17 protein-coding genes are annotated in these 16424 nt (G+C 65.4%); 5 read left to right on the forward strand and 12 right to left on the reverse strand.

Going from position 1 to position 16424, the window contains the following annotated elements; all coding sequences use genetic code 11:
- Positions 1–189 precede the first annotated feature (189 nt).
- Positions 190–1266, reverse strand: a complete 1077-nt coding sequence (gene aroC / locus CHX26_RS04490) for a chorismate synthase (protein WP_104941343.1) — start codon at positions 1264–1266, stop codon at positions 190–192.
- 178 nt (positions 1267–1444) lie between these two features.
- Here aroC and ruvA point away from each other — a divergent pair, with 178 nt between their 5' ends.
- From ruvA to ruvB, 3 genes are read left to right on the forward strand one after another with little or no spacing between them, the layout of a single operon-like run.
- Positions 1445–2053: a Holliday junction branch migration protein RuvA gene (gene ruvA, locus CHX26_RS04495; RefSeq protein WP_104941344.1), complete on the forward strand. Its 609-nt coding sequence runs from the start codon at positions 1445–1447 to the stop codon at positions 2051–2053.
- A gap of 26 nt (positions 2054–2079) precedes the next feature.
- Entirely contained in the window at positions 2080–2625 is a 546-nt protein-coding gene (locus tag CHX26_RS04500) for a DsrE family protein (RefSeq protein ID WP_104941345.1), read from the forward strand.
- Positions 2622–3668 carry a Holliday junction branch migration DNA helicase RuvB gene (ruvB, locus tag CHX26_RS04505; protein WP_104941346.1) on the forward strand — a complete coding sequence of 349 codons (1047 nt, stop codon included), beginning with the start codon at positions 2622–2624 and terminating at the stop codon, positions 3666–3668. The genes CHX26_RS04500 and ruvB overlap by 4 nt, the downstream gene beginning before the upstream one ends.
- A gap of 135 nt (positions 3669–3803) precedes the next feature.
- Here the strand turns inward: ruvB and CHX26_RS04510 are convergent, their stop codons facing one another.
- The 5 genes from CHX26_RS04510 to CHX26_RS04535 form a co-directional block, all read right to left on the reverse strand.
- The gene (locus CHX26_RS04510; protein ID WP_104941347.1) at positions 3804–4004 is read right to left on the reverse strand and encodes a hypothetical protein; all 201 of its coding nucleotides are present in this window, start codon (positions 4002–4004) and stop codon (positions 3804–3806) included.
- Positions 4005–4607: 603 nt separating this feature from the next.
- Positions 4608–5237, reverse strand: a complete 630-nt coding sequence (locus CHX26_RS16045) for a hypothetical protein (protein WP_146107652.1) — start codon at positions 5235–5237, stop codon at positions 4608–4610.
- 331 nt (positions 5238–5568) lie between these two features.
- A complete protein-coding gene (locus CHX26_RS04525) occupies positions 5569–6075 on the reverse strand; it encodes a rhodanese-like domain-containing protein (protein ID WP_104941350.1) in 507 nt (168 codons plus the stop codon).
- Between the two features lie 8 nt (positions 6076–6083).
- Positions 6084–8756: an aconitate hydratase AcnA gene (gene acnA, locus CHX26_RS04530; protein ID WP_104941351.1), complete on the reverse strand. Its 2673-nt coding sequence runs from the start codon at positions 8754–8756 to the stop codon at positions 6084–6086.
- 129 nt (positions 8757–8885) lie between these two features.
- Positions 8886–9779, reverse strand: a complete 894-nt coding sequence (locus CHX26_RS04535; protein ID WP_172449696.1) for a DMT family transporter — start codon at positions 9777–9779, stop codon at positions 8886–8888.
- A 162-nt stretch (positions 9780–9941) separates the two neighbouring features.
- Here CHX26_RS04535 and CHX26_RS04540 point away from each other — a divergent pair, with 162 nt between their 5' ends.
- Positions 9942–11351 carry a L,D-transpeptidase family protein gene (locus tag CHX26_RS04540; protein ID WP_104943254.1) on the forward strand — a complete coding sequence of 470 codons (1410 nt, stop codon included), beginning with the start codon at positions 9942–9944 and terminating at the stop codon, positions 11349–11351.
- On the opposite strand, the gene CHX26_RS04545 is transcribed toward CHX26_RS04540, so the two are convergent.
- Both CHX26_RS04545 and CHX26_RS04550 read right to left on the reverse strand, forming a co-directional pair.
- On the reverse strand, positions 11348–11743 hold the full coding sequence (locus CHX26_RS04545) for a hypothetical protein (protein ID WP_172449698.1): 396 nt from the start codon (positions 11741–11743) through the stop codon (positions 11348–11350). The genes CHX26_RS04540 and CHX26_RS04545 overlap by 4 nt on opposite strands.
- 111 nt (positions 11744–11854) lie before the next feature.
- A complete protein-coding gene (locus CHX26_RS04550; protein WP_104941354.1) occupies positions 11855–12556 on the reverse strand; it encodes a murein L,D-transpeptidase catalytic domain-containing protein in 702 nt (233 codons plus the stop codon).
- 182 nt (positions 12557–12738) lie between these two features.
- Here CHX26_RS04550 and CHX26_RS04555 point away from each other — a divergent pair, with 182 nt between their 5' ends.
- Positions 12739–13260, forward strand: coding sequence for a hypothetical protein (locus CHX26_RS04555; RefSeq protein WP_146107654.1), 522 nt, complete (start codon positions 12739–12741; stop codon positions 13258–13260).
- On the opposite strand, the gene CHX26_RS04560 is transcribed toward CHX26_RS04555, so the two are convergent.
- From CHX26_RS04560 to ispG, 4 genes are read right to left on the reverse strand one after another with little or no spacing between them, the layout of a single operon-like run.
- On the reverse strand, positions 13251–14174 hold the full coding sequence (locus CHX26_RS04560; protein ID WP_104941356.1) for a histone deacetylase family protein: 924 nt from the start codon (positions 14172–14174) through the stop codon (positions 13251–13253). The genes CHX26_RS04555 and CHX26_RS04560 overlap by 10 nt on opposite strands.
- A 7-nt stretch (positions 14175–14181) precedes the next feature.
- Positions 14182–14733 (reverse strand): manganese efflux pump MntP, encoded by a 552-nt coding sequence (locus CHX26_RS04565; protein ID WP_199797841.1) that lies wholly within the window; start codon positions 14731–14733, stop codon positions 14182–14184.
- Complete coding sequence (locus CHX26_RS04570; RefSeq protein ID WP_104941357.1) at positions 14730–15248, reverse strand: thioredoxin family protein; 519 nt, start codon at positions 15246–15248, stop codon at positions 14730–14732. Before CHX26_RS04570 ends, CHX26_RS04565 begins: the two co-directional genes overlap by 4 nt.
- Entirely contained in the window at positions 15245–16393 is a 1149-nt protein-coding gene (gene ispG, locus CHX26_RS04575; RefSeq protein WP_104941358.1) for a flavodoxin-dependent (E)-4-hydroxy-3-methylbut-2-enyl-diphosphate synthase, read from the reverse strand. The genes CHX26_RS04570 and ispG overlap by 4 nt, the downstream gene beginning before the upstream one ends.
- Positions 16394–16424 lie beyond the last annotated feature (31 nt).

The following is a 16424-nucleotide window of genomic DNA, read 5'->3' on the forward strand; positions in this document are numbered from 1 at the left end:
AAGTTGACACGGTGTCAACTTTGTCAAGCGCTTTGCCGAATAGGGGGCTTTCGCTGACCCAATCTGCCCGCGTTCTTGTTGCGCTACCGCTTACGCTACTTGAGCGCGTCCTTGCTGCGCTACGCTTACGCTACTTGAGCGTGTTTTTGCCGCGCTACGCTTGCGCTACTTGAGCGCGTTCTTGCCGCGCTACGCTTGCGCTACTTGAGCGCGGTGCAGCAGCTTGTGGTCCGCCAGCACCAGCGCCATCATTGCCTCGACCACCGGCGTGCCGCGAATGCCGACGCAGGGATCGTGGCGGCCCTTGGTGACCACCTCGACCGCCTCTCCGGCCGCGTTGATCGATTCCACCGGGGTGAGGATCGAAGACGTCGGCTTGAACGCCACCCGGCACACCACCGGCTGCCCGTTCGAAATGCCGCCCGCCGTGCCGCCCGCGTGGTTGGCGAGGTAAACCGGCTTGCCATCCGGTCCCGGTCGCATCCGGTCGGCGTTTTCTTCGCCGCTAAGGCGTGCGGCTTCGAAACCGTCGCCGATCTCGACGCCCTTGACCGCGTTGATGCTCATCATCGCGGCGGCGAGGTCACTGTCGAGCTTGGCATAGATCGGCGCGCCCCAGCCTGCGGGGACGCCCTCGGCGACGCATTCGACGATCGCGCCGAGCGAGGAACCGGCCTTGCGTGCCGCATCGACCTTTTCTTCCCAGCGCTTGGCCGCAGCGGCGTCAGGGCAGAAGAAGGGGTTCTTGGCGATCTCAGCATAGTCGATGTTGGCCGGGTCGATCCGGTCACCGCCCAGCTCGCAGACATAGGCGGTGATGGTGACTTCGGGGATCACCAGCCGCGCCACCGCGCCCGCCGCCACCCGCGCCGCCGTCTCGCGTGCCGACGACCTGCCGCCGCCGCGATAGTCGCGGATGCCGTATTTGGCGTCATAGGCGTAATCGGCATGGCCCGGGCGGTATTGCTGGGCGATCTGCGAGTAGTCCTTCGAGCGCTGATCGGTGTTCTCGATCATCAGGCTGATCGGCGTGCCGGTGGTCTTGCCCTCGAACACGCCCGAGAGGATGCGCACCAGATCATCCTCGCGGCGCTGGGTGGTGAAGCGGCTCGTCCCCGGCTTGCGGGCATCGAGGAAGGGCTGGATGAAGTCCTCGGAGATCGTCAGCCCCGGCGGGCACCCGTCAACGACCGCGCCCAATGCAGGCCCGTGGCTCTCTCCCCAGGTTGTAAAGCGCAGCACGCGCCCGAAGGTGTTCCAGCTCATGCTGGCTCCATTACTCAAAGTGCCGTTCGTGTCGAGCGCAGTCGAGACACCTTGACTGATGCATCTCGACTTCGCTCGATGCGAACGGGGATTTGTGCGGGAGAACACTAGCCAAGCGAGCGTGATTAGGTCAGGAACTTTGCGCTCAAGTAGCGAAGCGGTAGCGCGACAAAGACTCATGATCGCAAAACTCTCAGGCAGACTGGACGCGACCGGCGAGGACTGGGCCATCGTCGATGTCGGCGGGGTGGGCTACCTCGTCCACTGCTCCAGCCGCACCCTCGCCGCCTTGGGCGAGTTGGGGGAGGCCTGCACCGTCCACACCGAATTGCAGGTGAGCGAGAACGACATGCGCCTGCTGGGGTTCGCCGAGCAGGCCGAGCGCGACTGGTTCCGCGTGCTGACCGGCGTGCAGGGCGTGGGGAGCAAGGTAGGCCTCGCGATCCTCTCCGCCCTCTCGACCGGCGAACTTCGCGACGCCTGCGGGCGCGGCGACGCGGCGATGGTGGCGCGCGCGCAGGGCGTGGGGCCGAAGCTGGCGGGCCGGATCGTCAACGAGCTGAAGGACAAGGCGGGCGCGATGCCGGGCGGCTCGGGCGGGTTTGCGCCGAGCGCGGCGGCGGCTCCTGCCGGCAGCAAGGGCGCGGACGCGGCGAGTGCCTTGGAGAACCTCGGGTTCAAGCCTGCGGTGGCCGCACAGGCCGTGGCGCGGGCGCTAGAGGAACTGGGCGAGGGCGCGAGCGAGGGTGATCTCATCCGGGTCGCGCTGAAGAAGGCGGCGGGTTAGAACACAGTCAGGACAGGAGAGAACCCATGCGTATCGCCATCACCGCCGCTCTGGCGCTTGCCGCCACCCCGCTCGCCGCGCAGGACATGAGCGCGTTCAAGCCCGGCCCGGTGCTGGCCGAATTCGGTTCCCATGCCCCGGTGCCGGGGGTGGAGCAGCTACCCTCCGATACCGAATTCGCCATCGCCTTCGACGTTTCCACCCCTGCCGCCGAAGGCGGCGTGAATCGCGGCTTCGACAGCGCCGCGCGCTTCCTCAATATGCACGTTGCCCACGGGGTGCCGCAGGAGAATATCCGGCTGGTGGTGGTGGTCCACGGCAAGGCCGCACTCGAACTGCTGACCGATGAAGCCCACGCCGCCAATGGAGCTGCGCGCGGGGGTGATAACCCATCCGGCAAGCTGGTGGCGGCGCTGCTGGAGGAAGACGTGCGCTTCATCCTGTGCGGCCAGAGCGCGGCGGCGTACGGCATCAAGCCCGAGGATCTGATCCCCGGCGTGGAAATGGCGCTGTCGGCGATGACCGCGCACGCGCTGCTGCAACAGAGCGGCTTTACGGTGAACCCGTTTTGACAGGCCCCACCCCCCTCCACGCGCCAATCCATTCAGGCACCCGCCAACCGGGCGATCCCGACGCGGCCCTGCGCCCGCGCAGGCTCGCCGAGTTCGTCGGGCAGGAAGCCGCAAAGGGCAACCTTGCCGTCTTCATCGCGGCCGCGCGCGCGCGGGGGGAGGCGATGGACCATACCTTGTTCTTCGGGCCTCCCGGCCTCGGCAAGACCACGCTGGCGCAGATCATCGCGGGCGAGTTGGGCGTCGGCTTCCGTGCCACCAGCGGCCCGGTGATTGCCAAGGCGGGCGATCTGGCCGCGTTGCTCACCAATCTCGAACCGCATGACGTGCTGTTCATCGACGAGATCCACCGCCTCTCGCCTGTCGTGGAAGAAGTGCTCTATCCCGCGATGGAGGACCGCGCGCTCGATCTCATCATCGGCGAGGGGCCGAGCGCGCGTTCGGTGCGGATCGACCTGCCGCCCTTCACCCTGATCGGCGCGACCACCCGGCAGGGCCTGCTGACCACGCCCTTGCGCGACCGCTTCGGCATTCCGGTGCGCCTCAATTTCTACACCCATGAGGAGCTGGAGCGCGTCGTGACCCGCGCCGCGGGCCTCATGGGTCTCGCCATCGCGCCCGACGGCGCGCACGAAATCGCCCGCCGCTCGCGCGGGACGCCCCGTGTCGCCGGACGGCTGCTCCGCCGTGTGCGCGATTTTGCGGATGTCGCAGGCAGCGCCACCGTCACCCGCGCGGTGGCGGACGAGGCGCTGACCCGGCTGGAGATCGACCGGCTGGGCCTTGATCTGATGGACCGCCGCTATCTCACCATGATCGCCACCACCTACAAGGGCGGCCCCGTCGGGATCGAGACGCTCGCCGCAGGCCTCGCCGAGCCGCGCGACACGGTCGAGGAGGTGGTCGAGCCCTACCTGATCCAGCTCGGCCTTGTCGCCCGCACCGCACGGGGGCGGGTGCTGAACGATGCAGGCTGGATGCACCTTGAAATGACGCCGCCCAGAGAATCACCCCCGCCTCAGGCTGGGTTGTTCGAAGACTGAGACGGGTCCTTGCGGGCTGGTGCGGGTTAACCTTTTGCCTAACCTCGCTGTGGTTTTCGGTGCCAGTTCGGGACAGCCAAGCGGAAATCCCGCGATTTCATGGCGATTCCGGCGGGCTGATGACCGCTTGGATAGTTAACCCAATTGCCCCTTGGCGCCTTCTGACATCAAAAGAAGGCTGGATTTGGAGGAGTTGCGGCTGTCCCGCCGCTCCTGCCACACAAGCAGGGTAACGACCATGTCGCTCAAACTGGCCATCGCGAAGCTTTCCGCCGCTGCTGCGGGTGTCGCATTGTTGCAAGGCGGCGCTGTGCGCATGGCCGAGCCGATGAACACTGCTGCGCCGGATTACTCGACCAACATCGACAAGAAGCTGGTGCAGGTCGATCCGGTGACAGGCGCCCGCTATATCAAGCAGGATCGCGATCGCGTGATCCCCATGCCGGAGGAGCGTCGTCGCCGCATCGTCGAGCGGACGATCGAATGCCAGCCGGTCGGTCCGGGCGCAGCCGGTGCTGCCAGCATGCCGGCAGGTGCGGTGCAGGCCTATTTCGATCCGGCTGAATGCCCGCCCATCGCGCAGGTTGCCTATATGCCCGCACCGCTGCCTCCGCTTCCGCCGATTTCAGGCGGTGGTGGCCCTGGCGGCGGCTGGGGTGGTGGCTGGGGCGGCGGTTTCGGCGGCGGCCTCGGTTTTGGCGGTGGCGGCTTCTTTGGCGGCTTCTTCGGCGGCGGCGGTTCGTCCTCCGGCGATGTTTCGGTGGTGAGCACCACAACCACTGGTGGCGGCGATCCGGGCACGACAAGCAGCAGCAGCACCAGCGGTGGCAGCAGCGGCATCGTTATCGACATCGATATCGACAATTCGACGTCCACCACTTCGTCGTCGGGCCAGATCAGCTCGTCGACGGGTCAGGTTTCGACGTCGACCTCGACCGGTCAGGTGTCGAGCAGCACCGGCGCAGTGTCGAGCACCAGCTCCTCGGGCAATGTCTCGTCCTCGACCGGGGCGGTGTCGTCCTCGGGTAATGTTTCGTCGTCGACCGGGGCCGTGTCCTCGTCCGGCAACGTGTCGTCTTCGACCGGGGCGGTGTCGAGTTCGACGGGCGGTGTTTCCAGCTCGTCGGGTAATGTATCGAGTTCCTCGGGCAATGTTTCGAGCTCTTCAGGGAATGTTTCGAGCTCTTCAGGGAATGTCTCGAGTTCATCGGGCAACGTGTCGAGCTCGTCGGGCAATGTCTCGAGTTCCTCGGGCAATGTCAGTTCGTCGACCGGGGCAGTCTCAAGCTCGGGCTCATCATCGTCCTCCTCGTCGTCATCTTCGAGCTCGTCGTCGTCCAGTTCGTCGTCTTCATCGGGCGGCAGCAGCGGCAAGCCCGGCACCACTTCGGGTGGTTCGGGTTCCTCATCGTCGAGCTCGTCGTCGTCCAGTTCATCGTCCTCGTCGGGTGGTAGCTCGGGTGGTTCTTCCGGTTCATCGTCCTCGTCAAGCAGCAGCAGTTCGTCCTCCTCGTCCTCGGGCGGGGCGACCAGTGGAGGCAGCACCTCAGGCGACATGACAAGCAGCACCAGCAGCTCGTCGTCTTCGTCGTCTTCGTCCTCCTCGTCGAGCAGCAGCGGCTCGTCTACTTCAGGAAGCAGCGGTTCTTCGGGATCGAGCTCGTCCAGCAGCAGCTCATCGTCTTCTTCGGGCTCGTCGTCTTCTTCGAGCAGCAGCAGTTCCTCGTCCTCGGGCGGTCACGAAGTGCCTGCGCCGCCGATGACGGTTCTGTTCGGCCTCGCCGCCGCTGCGATCCTCGGACGCCGCAAGATCTTCGGCTGAGACATAATCTTTCGCCAAAAGCAAAGGGGCGGCCCGTTCAGCGGACCGCCCCTTTTGCTTTGCCTGTCGGGGCAGAGTTCAGGGTTGCTTGGTGACCGGCTGGCCAGCCTCTTGCCAGGCGAGCATCCCGCCATCGAGATGCTCGACCGGCTTGCCCGTCACCGCCGCCAGCTTTTCGCCCGCCATCCCCGATCTCTTGCCCGACCGGCAGTAGAGGACAACCTCGCGCCCATCTGACAGATCGAGTTGTGCAGGGTCGAAGCGGTCGAGCGGGATGTGCTCCGCGCCGGGGATCACGCCCTCGGCCACTTCCTCGTCGGTGCGCACGTCGATCAGGCGGACATTGCCCGCCTTGATCCGGGCCGCGAGCTCTTCCGGCGAAATGCCAACCAGAGGTGAGGCTTCTGGCAGCGGCACAGCTGCATCATCCGCCGCATCCGCCGCACCCGCCATCGCCAGTTCGAAGCCGAACGGTGCCGAGGCCGGTGCCTTGTTCCGCTCACCTGCCTTGCTCGCATCGCCTCCGCACGCCGCAACCAGCAGCGGGAGAGGCAGCAGGAGCAAGGACAGGCGCGTTGGTGTCATGCAGGCCCTTATGCCGCAAGCTTGCGCAGGACGTAATGGAGAATCCCGCCGTGACGGTAATATTCCATCTCGTTCGCGGTATCGATGCGGCACAGCGCGGTGAAGCTGAACTGGGTGCCGTCCTCGCGGGTAACTTCGACCGTGACGTCCTGACCCGGGGTCAGGTCAGCGAGGCCGCGGATCGAGAAGGTGTCGGTCGCCGTAAGACCGAGGGTCTGGCGGGTATCGCCATCCTTGAACTGGAGCGGCAGCACGCCCATGCCCACGAGGTTCGAGCGGTGGATGCGCTCGAAGCTCTCGACGATCACCATGCGCACACCCAGCAGGATTGTGCCCTTGGCCGCCCAGTCGCGCGACGAGCCGGTGCCGTATTCCTTGCCGCCGATCACCACCAGCGGGGTGCCAGCTTCCTTGTGCTTCATGGCGGCGTCGTAGATCGGCATGGTCTCGCCGCCGAAGGTCGAAAAGCCGCCTTCGACGCCCGGGACCATCTCGTTCTTGATGCGGATATTGGCGAAGGTGCCGCGCATCATCACTTCGTGGTGGCCGCGGCGCGAGCCGTAGGAGTTGAAGTCCTTCTTGGTGACCTGATTACTCATCAGGAACTTGCCCGCGGGTGAGTCTTCCTTGATCGAACCGGCCGGCGAGATGTGGTCGGTGGTGACCGAATCGCCGAGGATCGCCAGCGGCTTGGCGTCGATGATGTCGGTCACCGGCGCCGGCGTCATGGTCATGCCCTCGAAATAGGGCGGGTTGGCGACATAGGTGCTGCCCGCGCGCCACTGGTAGGTGTCCGAGGGCTCGACCGTGATCGCCTGCCAGTGCTCGTCACCGTCATAGACGTTGGCATAGCGGCTTTCGAACATCGAGCGGTCGATATTGGCGGCGCGGTGCTCGGCAATCTCGGCGTTCGAGGGCCACAGGTCGGCCAGCATCACGTCATTGCCGTTCTGGTCCTGCCCGATCGGCGTGGTGGAGATGTCTTCGGTGACCGTGCCCTTCAGCGCATAGGCCACCACCAGCGGCGGCGAGGCGAGGAAGTTGGCGCGCACGTCGGGCGAGACGCGGCCTTCGAAATTGCGGTTGCCCGACAGCACCGAGGCAGCGACGATGTCATTGCCGTTGATCGCGGCGCTGATGGGCGCGGCCAGCGGGCCGGAGTTGCCGATGCAGGTGGTGCAGCCATAGCCGACAAGGTCGAAGCCCACGGCATCGAGGTGCTCCTGCAGGCCGGACTTCACGAGGTAGTCGGTCACCACCTGCGATCCCGGCGCGAGCGAGGTCTTGACCCACGGCTTGGGCTTCAGGCCCTTCTCGTTGGCCTTCTTGGCGACCAGACCGGCGGCGATCAGCACATCGGGGTTCGAGGTGTTGGTGCAGGACGTGATCGCAGCAATCACCACGTCACCGTCGCCGATGTCGTGATCCTTGCCTTCGACGCCCACGCGCGCCGGGGCGGCCTTGCCATAGACCTTCGACAGGTCGCCGTTGAACAGCTCGTCCACCTCGGGGAGGATCACCTTGTCCTGCGGGCGCTTGGGGCCGGCGAGGCTGGGGACGACAGCGGCCATGTCGAGGCTGAGGGTCTTGGTGAAGACCGGCACGTTGGCCGGATCGAACCACATGCCCTGCGCCTTGGCATAGGCTTCGACCAAGGCGATGGTCTCCTCGCTGCGGCCGGTCAGGCGCAGATATTCGATGGTCTTGTCGTCGATCCCGAAGAAGCCGCAGGTCGCGCCATATTCGGGGGCCATGTTGGCGATGGTGGCGCGGTCGGCGAGGGTGAGGTTGGCAACGCCCGGGCCGTAGAACTCGACGAAGCGGCCCACCACGCCAACCTCGCGCAGCATCTGTACGCAGGTCAGCACGAGGTCGGTTGCGGTCACGCCTTCGGCCATCGCGCCTTCGAGGTAGAAGCCGACCACTTCGGGGATCAGCATCGAGACCGGCTGGCCGAGCATCGCGGCCTCCGCCTCGATCCCGCCCACGCCCCAGCCGAGCACGCCGAGGCCGTTGATCATGGTGGTGTGGCTATCGGTGCCGACGCAGGTGTCGGGATAGGCAACCATCACGCCGTCCGGGCCTTCCGAAGACCACACCGCCTGCGCGATGTGCTCAAGGTTGACCTGGTGGCAGATGCCGGTGCCCGGGGGCACGGCGGAGAAGTTCTTGAAGCTCTTGGAGCCCCACTTGAGGAAGTCGTAACGTTCTGCATTGCGCTCATATTCGAGCGCCATGTTGGCTTCCATCGCCTTGGGGTGGCCGAATTCATCGACCATCACCGAGTGATCGATCACGAGGTTGACCGGCACCAACGGGTTGATCTTGGCGGTGTCGCCGCCGAGCTTCTTGATCGCATCGCGCATCGCGGCCAGGTCGACCACGCAGGGCACGCCGGTGAAATCCTGGAGGAGAACGCGCGCCGGACGGTACTGGATTTCCTCGCCGGTGGTGGGGTTGTTCTGCCAGTCGACCACCGCCTGAATGTGCTCGCGCGCGACGGTGAAGCCGCCGTCTTCGAAGCGCAGCAGGTTTTCCAGCAGCACCTTCATCGAGATCGGCAGCTTGCTGATGTCACCGAGCTGCTCAGCGGCTTTCGCGAGCGAATAATAGGCGTATTCCTTGCCGCCCACATTGAGGGTCTGGCGGGTGCCGAGCGAATCCTGGCCGATTGCGGTCATGAGAAGGTTTCCGTCCTTTCTTGTCCCGCCCCCGATCCACCAAGGGCGCGGAAATTTCGCCCGCGCACCTGCGCTGTCTCGCGCGCGAGGTCAAGGGGGCCAAGGGACATTCGCCCTCGGGAAATGGTATCAGGCTGGCAAGTCGGTCGGGGCAGTGCGCGCGGGACGGGCGGCGAGCCAGCATCCGGTCACGATCAATGCCGTTCCCGCCAGCGTCGGCCAGGTCACCGCCTCGCGGAAGAACAGCCAGCCGAACAGTGCCGCCCAGACGAAGCCGGAATATTCGGTCGGCACCAGCGCGCTTGCCGGGGCTCGGGCATAGGCCCAGGCGATCGATAGCGAGCCTGCCACCGTCAGCGCGCCGGCCGCCAGCAGCGGCATCAGCGCAACGCCCGAGGGCATTTCCCACAGGAACGGAGCAAGGGTCAGCAGCACCAGCCCGCCGATACCGCTATGGAAGGTCGCAATCTCCAGCGGCCCTGCCACCTGCGCTTGCCGCCGGATGATGATGAAGTTGTAGGCATAAAGCAGCGCCGAGACGAACAGCGAGGCGACACCCAGCGCGGCGCGCTCGTCGAATTCGCCCTGACCGATGCGTCCGCCGACAATCACCAGCGTGCCTGCAAAGCCGAGCACGCTCGCCCCGATGGCCGCGCGGCTGATTTCCTCTCCCAGCAGCACGCGGGCAAGGTATAACGCCACCAGCGGCGCGATGAAGCTCAATGCAATCGCTTCGGCCAGCGGCAGTCTGGTGAGCGCGAAGAAGAAGGTCAGCGCCATGAAGGCCGACACCACCCCGCGCTCCAGATGCAGCTTCCAGACAGCCCTGGTCGGCATCGCTGGCCCGCGCGACAGCCACAGGGGCGCGATCAGCGCGGCCCCGATGAAGGCGCGCAGCACCGTGGCGGTATAGGCCCCGATCATCAGCGCGGCCTCCTTCATGAAAGCGTCCATCAGCGACAGGAAGCCGACGCCCGCCAACGCGGCAGCAAAGGGGAGAAAGGCGTGATGGCGCGCGGTCATGCCGCCGTCCATAGGCGCGCTCTCGGCGCAGGTCACGCCTGCGCATATTCATGCAGATGAAAGCCAAGATAGTTGATAGATATGGGGCGCTGCGCCTATGGCTGCGGCACAGGATTGCGCCCCGATGTGATGGCGGGCGCGGGGCGAAAAGGCATTATGGCGATGAAGTTTTCCGTGACATTGGCAGGCAGCGGTGCGCTCGCGGTCCTGCTGGCAGGTGCTGCGCTGGCGCAGAATGCCGCGACGCCTCGCCCCGGAACCCCGCCGATGAAGGCTGAGGAGCAGGGCGGCCCGCTGGTGATCGAGATGCCCAAACCGGGTGGAACCTTCGCCGATGCTTTCCCGCAGACCGTGTCCGATCCGGTGGTGCAGGGCGGCATGGAAACCCCCGCCCCGCTGGTCCAGGCGTGGACCGTCGGGCAGGCTGCGCGGCTGGTCGCGGTGATCGAGGGTATCGGGGCTGAGGGCCTTGATCCTGCAGATTATGATCTCGAACCACTCAAGGTCGCGCTGGCGTCCGGGCCTTCGGATGAATTGAATCAGCTCGCCTCGCAAAGCTTCGTGTGGCTGGTCGAGGATCTGCGCGACGGTCGCACGCCCATGGAAGCGCGCGAACAGTGGTTCGTGGTCGATCCCGACCGCGAACGTTATCGCACCGGCGATATTCTGGCCGAGGCTTTGGCAAGCGGGGACATTGCCGGGACGCTGGCCAAGCTCAATCCGACCCATCCCGATTACGCGCGGCTGCGCGACGAGCTGGCAAAGACACCTGCCAGCAACACAGCCCGGCACAAGCTGATCCGCGCCAATATGGATCGCTGGCGCTGGCTGGCGCGCGATCTCGGTCCGCAATATCTCATCACCAACGTGCCGGAGTTCCAGCTGCGCTTGACGGTGAAGGACCAGATTATCCGCACCTATCGCACCATCGTCGGCAAGCCGGGGCGCACTGCCACGCCGCAGCTCGCTGAAATGGTCGAAGGCGTGGTGTTCAACCCGACCTGGACCGTGCCGCAGTCGATCGTCAAAGGCGAAGGACTGGGGGCCAAGGTGCTCGCCAACCCCGCCTGGGCGAAACGCAACGGCTATGTCGCGACCAGGGGCGCGAACGGCTATATCACCGTGGTGCAGCAGCCGGGGCCGGGCAATTCGCTGGGGCTGATGAAGCTGGAGATGCCCAATCCCCATGCGATCTTCTTCCATGACACGCCCTCGCGTCATCTGTTCGCGAACGAATTTCGCGCGCTGAGCCACGGCTGCGTGCGCACCGAACGCGCGCTGGAGCTGGCGATGACGATGGCAATCCTCGGCAAGGGCGCGACCAAGGACGAGGCCGTCGCCATCTCGACCTCGGGCAAGTACACCAAGGTGATGCTGGAAAAGCAGTGGCCCGCCTATATCACCTACTTCACCATGGCGACCGACATCAACGGCGAGATGGCGACCTTCAAGGACATCTATGGCCGTGACACCAAGGTGTTGGCGAGCCTCGACAAGCCGCGCGTGCGCGAACGGACTTATGTGCCGACCGACGAGGTGATCGTGATCGAGGATGATCTCAGGGACAGCTAGGCGGGGGGCAATTCGTCGAGCATGGCGATGACCTGTCGCCGGTAGAACCACGCTGCGGGCAGGACGAAGCAGGACAAGGCAAGCGCCTCCTCCCAGTGCGACGGTTCGCCCGAGACGCCGGGCAATCCCCACATCCAGCGCGCCGCGACGTAGGCTGCGGCCAGCCCGGTGATCATCGCGACGAGCAGTCCTGCTGGCGTGCGGATGCGCTCGCCCAGCAATAGAGCGACCGGCAGGCCGAATATCGCGAGGTAGAAGGCCACCATGAAGGTGCCGCCGATCGAACCCAACGCTATCGCAGCGCCGCCGACGACAAGGAAACTCAGAAGGTCCTCAAGCGATGTCGCGGAGAAGGCCCCACCAAAGCTGGCGGCAATGACATATAAAAACATCAGCGAACCAGTGCCGACCACTCCCGCGGCGATACTTGCCGGGGCAATAGCAGAGGCAGTAGCGGCCAGCCGTGTTGCCGGAGTGCCGAAGCCGCCCCTGTATGCCACGCCTCAGTAAGCGCTGGCGGCCGGGGCGGTGCCGAAGTCGAGCGACTTGCGTTCGTAGCGCGCCAGTTCGGGGAGCGGCTGGATGCTGCCGTCCTCTTCCAGACCGAGCGAATCGGCGAAAAGCAGCCGCCCGCCTGAAAGGTGCATCAGCGCGATGCGGAACTGTTCCTCGCCCATGGCAAAGCAGCCGTTGGAGCGCCCGAGCCGGCCCCACTTTTCAAGGTGGGCGCTCTCGGCATAATCGGCACGGTGCATCACGATGTAGCGGCGCAGCGCCGCCTCGTTGCTCTGGTCAAGTCCGCCGAGGCGGACCGAGGTGCCATAGCGCCCCTTGTACCACTCCCAGGTCACGTAGGCCCCGCGGCTGGTGGCGTTGGAGCCTTCGGTGTTGGAGAACTGCTTCAGCCAGCCGTCATGCTGCGGGTCGGAGCCCTGCCCGTGGCTGACATGGTAGGACTGCACCTCGCCCCGGTCGAGATTCACGAAATGAAAACGCGGCTTGGCCGAATGCAGGCCGAAATCGGCAATGGCCACGATGTCGCGCTTCCAGATCGCATCACCCGCCCGCGCCAGTTCGCGCTGGGCGATGTCGAACAGGATGCGGTCGCGCGGGCTTCCGGGCGCAACCGAGGCAAATACGCGCGCGGGCAGGGCGAGTGCTGCCCCGGCTGCCAGAGTGCCTTTCAGAATGTCGCGACGCTGCATTGCGCCGTAACGTAAACCGGCAGCGTCGCGTTCCCAATAACGCAATTGGCGCAAGCGCGCGTTTTGTCGCAGCTGTGCCTCGTTTCATGGCGCTGGCGCCGGGCAAGATCGTTCTGAAGCGTCTTTTCAATCGCTTCGCCGCTTGCGATAGGAATGGCTTGGGTGGCGAAGGAGCAAAGGCGATGAAGGCCGTAATCGTCAAGGCAGGCGGCGTGCTGGCTGCAGGTCTCGCGCTGGTCGCTGTGCCGCTCGTGGCGCAGGAAGCCGAGGTTCCCCCGGTCGAGCATTACCACAATGACGAGGATGACAACGCCCTCGCCGCGATGCCGACCAAGGTCATCAGCGTGGAGGATTTGACCCGGCTGATCAACAACCGCGGGATGAGCCTGCAATGGATCGCAGGCCCGGCGCGCGGGGAGGTGCGGGTGCTGGTGGATACGGCCACCGGGCAGTGGACGCTTATGGGCACGCACAGCACTGCAGCAGGTGCCTATGTCAGCGTGGACGGTTTCATCAGCGAGGTCGGGGACAAGTATTTCCAGTTGACCGGCAATCTCACGATCCTCGACACGCCTGATCAGGGACGCATCTGCCGCGCTTTTGGCGATTGGCGATTCGAGATTACGCAGAACCGCAAGTATTACCGCTTGCGTCATTTCGAATGGTGCGACGGGCTGACCGACTACATCGATATCTATTTCTGAGGCCAGCGCCGGTTTTCGTCCGCCATCGTCAGCATCGAGGCGGCATGGCGGGCAGCGACGATGCGCGGATCATCGCCGTATCCGCCGCCCAGCGCGCTGGCGACGGGCAGGCCGCGCCGACGGCTTTCGGCGATCACGAAGCGGTCGCGCAAGGCCAGACCTTCATCGGACAGGGCAAGGCGCCCCAGCTTGTCCTCGGCGTGCGGATCGACGCCTGCCTGATAGAGCACGAAATCGGGCGCGAAGTCAGCCAGCACTTCGGGAAGGTGGCGCGTGAGGGCCTCCATGTAGCCATCATCGTCTACCCCGTCAGGCAGGCCGACATCGCGGCTGGAACGCGCCTTTCGAACCGGAAAATTCTTTTCGGCATGGAGCGAGAGAGTGAAAATGTCCTCGCGCCCGGCGGTGAGGCTGGCGGTGCCGTCGCCCTGATGCACGTCGCAATCGACGATCAGCACGCGGGCCGCGTCCCGTTCCGCGATCAACCGGTTGGCGGCGACCGCCAGATCGTTGAAAACGCAATAGCCCGCTCCGGTGTCATGCAGCGCATGGTGGCTTCCGGCGGCGGAGTTGGCGGCGTAGCCGTGCTGGCGGGCCAATTGCGCTGCGAGCCATGTCCCACCGTTGGTATGACGTACGCGCGAGGTGATTGCCGGGGTGACGGGAAAGCCGATCCGCCGCTCCTTCTCGCGCGGGACTGCGGCACGGAACACCTGATCGACATAATCGGGGCAATGCACCGCTTCCAACCATTCGCGGGGCATGGGCTGCGGCGCGTGTTCGGTGATCGCGGCGCCGCTGGCGCGCAATTCCTCCATCACGAGATAGTATTTGTCGAACTTGAAGGTGCCGCGTTCCGGGGGCGGGGCCCCATGCCTTACGGCGTAATCGGCATGGTGGACGACGTGGAGCATCGCGCTCTCAACCCGGCAGCCAGCCTGTATGTTCCGCAAGGATCTTGCAACCCAGCGCGATCAGGATAACGCCGCCCGCCCGTTCGGCCCATGCGCCCCAGCGGTCGCCTGCGATCCGGCCCAGAAACACGCCAGCCCCGCTCAGCGCGAAGGTAACGAGCCCGATCACCGCCACCGCAAGCCAAGGCGGGACATCGAGCGTCGGCAAGGTAATGCCTGCTGCCAGCGCATCCACGCTGGTTGCAACGCCCGCGATCAGCAGCGCCTTGCCGGTCAACTCATTGGCAGCCTCCTCCTCGCCGACATGCCCGCCCAGCATCCGTACCCCGAGGAAGGTGAGCAGCCCGAAGGCGATCCAGTGATCGACCGCTTCGATATAGGCGAAGGCGACCGCGCCGACCCCCCAGCCGATCAGCGGCATCATCGCCTGAAACACCCCGAAGGTGAGCGCGATGGACACGCCGCCCACCATCGTCGGGCGGAATCGTGCGCCTTGGGTCAAGGCGACGGCAAAGGCGTCCATTGCCAACGCGATGGCGAGCAGCAGGGCTTCGATCATGGAGCGATCGGCGAGGGGGCCTCCGCCAGCGCAGTCAGTTCGGCGAAAATCGCATCCTCGCTGCGGCTCGCCGCATTGCGCCAGTTGGCGGCGGTGTCGAGGTTCACCGCCTGCCCTTCAGCAGTCAGCACCAGCAGCGCGGGAGTGCCTGCCATCTCGGCAAGGCCAAAGCGCCGGGGAACGGCAAGGTTATGCCCGTCGCCCGTCTGCGGCAGGCCGACATTGACGAACACCAGCTCGTACTTGTCCGCTACCAGTGCGGTGAAACGCGGGGTTTCCAGCCATCCGGCGAGTGCGCGGCTATCATGACACCAATTGCCGCCCATCACCAGCAGCACCCGCGTGCCATTGGCACCGGCGCGGGCAAGTGCGGCGTCGACATCGCCCATGGCATCGGGCGAAACGGCGTAGGACTTCGCCTCGGGATGGGCAGCAGCAGCGGACTTGGGCTCCGGCCCGCCTGCACAGGCGGCGAGCGCCAGCGCCGTGCTGGCCGCAATCAGAGCGCGGATCACTCGGCGGCTTCGGCGGGAGTCGCGTGGGGATCGAAGGCGGTGGCCTCGCCCCGCTCGATGGCAGCGGCCTTTTCCTCGACCAGCTTGACGATGTGATCGAGCATCGCCTCGTCGTCGATCGCATGGGCCTTCATGCCGCTGAGGTAGACCATGTGCTTGCCATTGCCGCCGCCGGTCAGACCGATATCGGTCTCGCGCGCTTCGCCGGGTCCGTTGACCACGCAGCCGAGCACTGAAAGGCTCATTGGTGTCTTGATGTGTTCAAGCCGCTTTTCGAGCGTTTCGACCGTGCGGATCACGTCAAAGCCCTGCCGCGAGCAGGAAGGGCAGGATACCACCCTGACCCCGCGCGTGCGCAGGCCCAGGGCCTTCAGCATGTGGTACCCGACCTTGATCTCTTCTTCGGGCTCTGCCGACAGGCTGACGCGGATGGTGTCGCCAATTCCGGCCCACAGCAGGCTGCCCATGCCGATGCTCGACTTCACCGTGCCGCCGATCAGCCCGCCCGCCTCGGTGATGCCGAGGTGCAGCGGGCAATCGACCGTTTCCGCAAGGCCATGATAGGCCGCCACGGCGAGGAACACGTCTGAGGCCTTCACCGCCACTTTGAATTCGTGGAAATCGTGATCCTGCAACAGCTTGATGTGATCCAATGCGCTTTCGATCAGCGCTTCGGGGCAGGGCTCGCCATATTTTTCGAGCAGGTCTTTTTCGAGGCTCCCGGCGTTCACCCCAATGCGGATGGCGCAGCCATTGGCCTTGGCGGCGCGCACCACTTCGGCAACGCGGTCGGCCGAGCCGATATTGCCCGGGTTGATGCGCAGACAGGCCGCGCCCGCGTCGGCGGCTTCAAGGGCGCGCTTGTAGTGGAAATGGATGTCGGCAACGATGGGAATGCGCGCGCCGCGGGTGATCTTCTTGAAATCGCGGGTCGATTCCTCGGTCGGGCAGGACACGCGGATAATGTCCGCGCCCACTTCCTCGCACCGTCGGATCTGATCGAGGGTCGCCTTCACGTCCTCGGTCGGGGTGTTGGTCATGGTCTGCACAGTGATGGGAGCATCACCGCCGACGGGGACATTCCCGACCATGATCTGGCGACATTTGCGGCGCTCGATGGTGCGCCAGGGACGGATGCTGGACATGGGAGCGCATATAGCCGCGCGCGCGTGACGG

This window comes from Porphyrobacter sp. HT-58-2 (assembly GCF_002952215.1).
In the GTDB taxonomy this organism is placed as follows: domain Bacteria; phylum Pseudomonadota; class Alphaproteobacteria; order Sphingomonadales; family Sphingomonadaceae; genus Erythrobacter.

Coding starts and splice junctions, on each gene's coding strand:
- CHX26_RS04500 (WP_104941345.1), top strand. CDS start 2,080: ATGCGTATCGCCATCACCGCCGCTCTGGCGCTTGCCGCCACCCCGCTC.
- CHX26_RS04560 (WP_104941356.1), bottom strand. CDS start 14,174: ATGCTCCACGTCGTCCACCATGCCGATTACGCCGTAAGGCATGGGGCC.
- ruvA (WP_104941344.1), top strand. CDS start 1,445: ATGATCGCAAAACTCTCAGGCAGACTGGACGCGACCGGCGAGGACTGG.
- ispG (WP_104941358.1), bottom strand. CDS start 16,393: ATGTCCAGCATCCGTCCCTGGCGCACCATCGAGCGCCGCAAATGTCGC.
- CHX26_RS04540 (WP_104943254.1), top strand. CDS start 9,942: ATGAAGTTTTCCGTGACATTGGCAGGCAGCGGTGCGCTCGCGGTCCTG.
- CHX26_RS04550 (WP_104941354.1), bottom strand. CDS start 12,556: ATGCAGCGTCGCGACATTCTGAAAGGCACTCTGGCAGCCGGGGCAGCA.
- CHX26_RS04545 (WP_172449698.1), bottom strand. CDS start 11,743: ATGTTTTTATATGTCATTGCCGCCAGCTTTGGTGGGGCCTTCTCCGCG.
- CHX26_RS04525 (WP_104941350.1), bottom strand. CDS start 6,075: ATGACACCAACGCGCCTGTCCTTGCTCCTGCTGCCTCTCCCGCTGCTG.
- aroC (WP_104941343.1), bottom strand. CDS start 1,266: ATGAGCTGGAACACCTTCGGGCGCGTGCTGCGCTTTACAACCTGGGGA.
- acnA (WP_104941351.1), bottom strand. CDS start 8,756: ATGACCGCAATCGGCCAGGATTCGCTCGGCACCCGCCAGACCCTCAAT.
- CHX26_RS04535 (WP_172449696.1), bottom strand. CDS start 9,779: ATGACCGCGCGCCATCACGCCTTTCTCCCCTTTGCTGCCGCGTTGGCG.
- CHX26_RS04555 (WP_146107654.1), top strand. CDS start 12,739: ATGAAGGCCGTAATCGTCAAGGCAGGCGGCGTGCTGGCTGCAGGTCTC.
- CHX26_RS04565 (WP_199797841.1), bottom strand. CDS start 14,733: ATGATCGAAGCCCTGCTGCTCGCCATCGCGTTGGCAATGGACGCCTTT.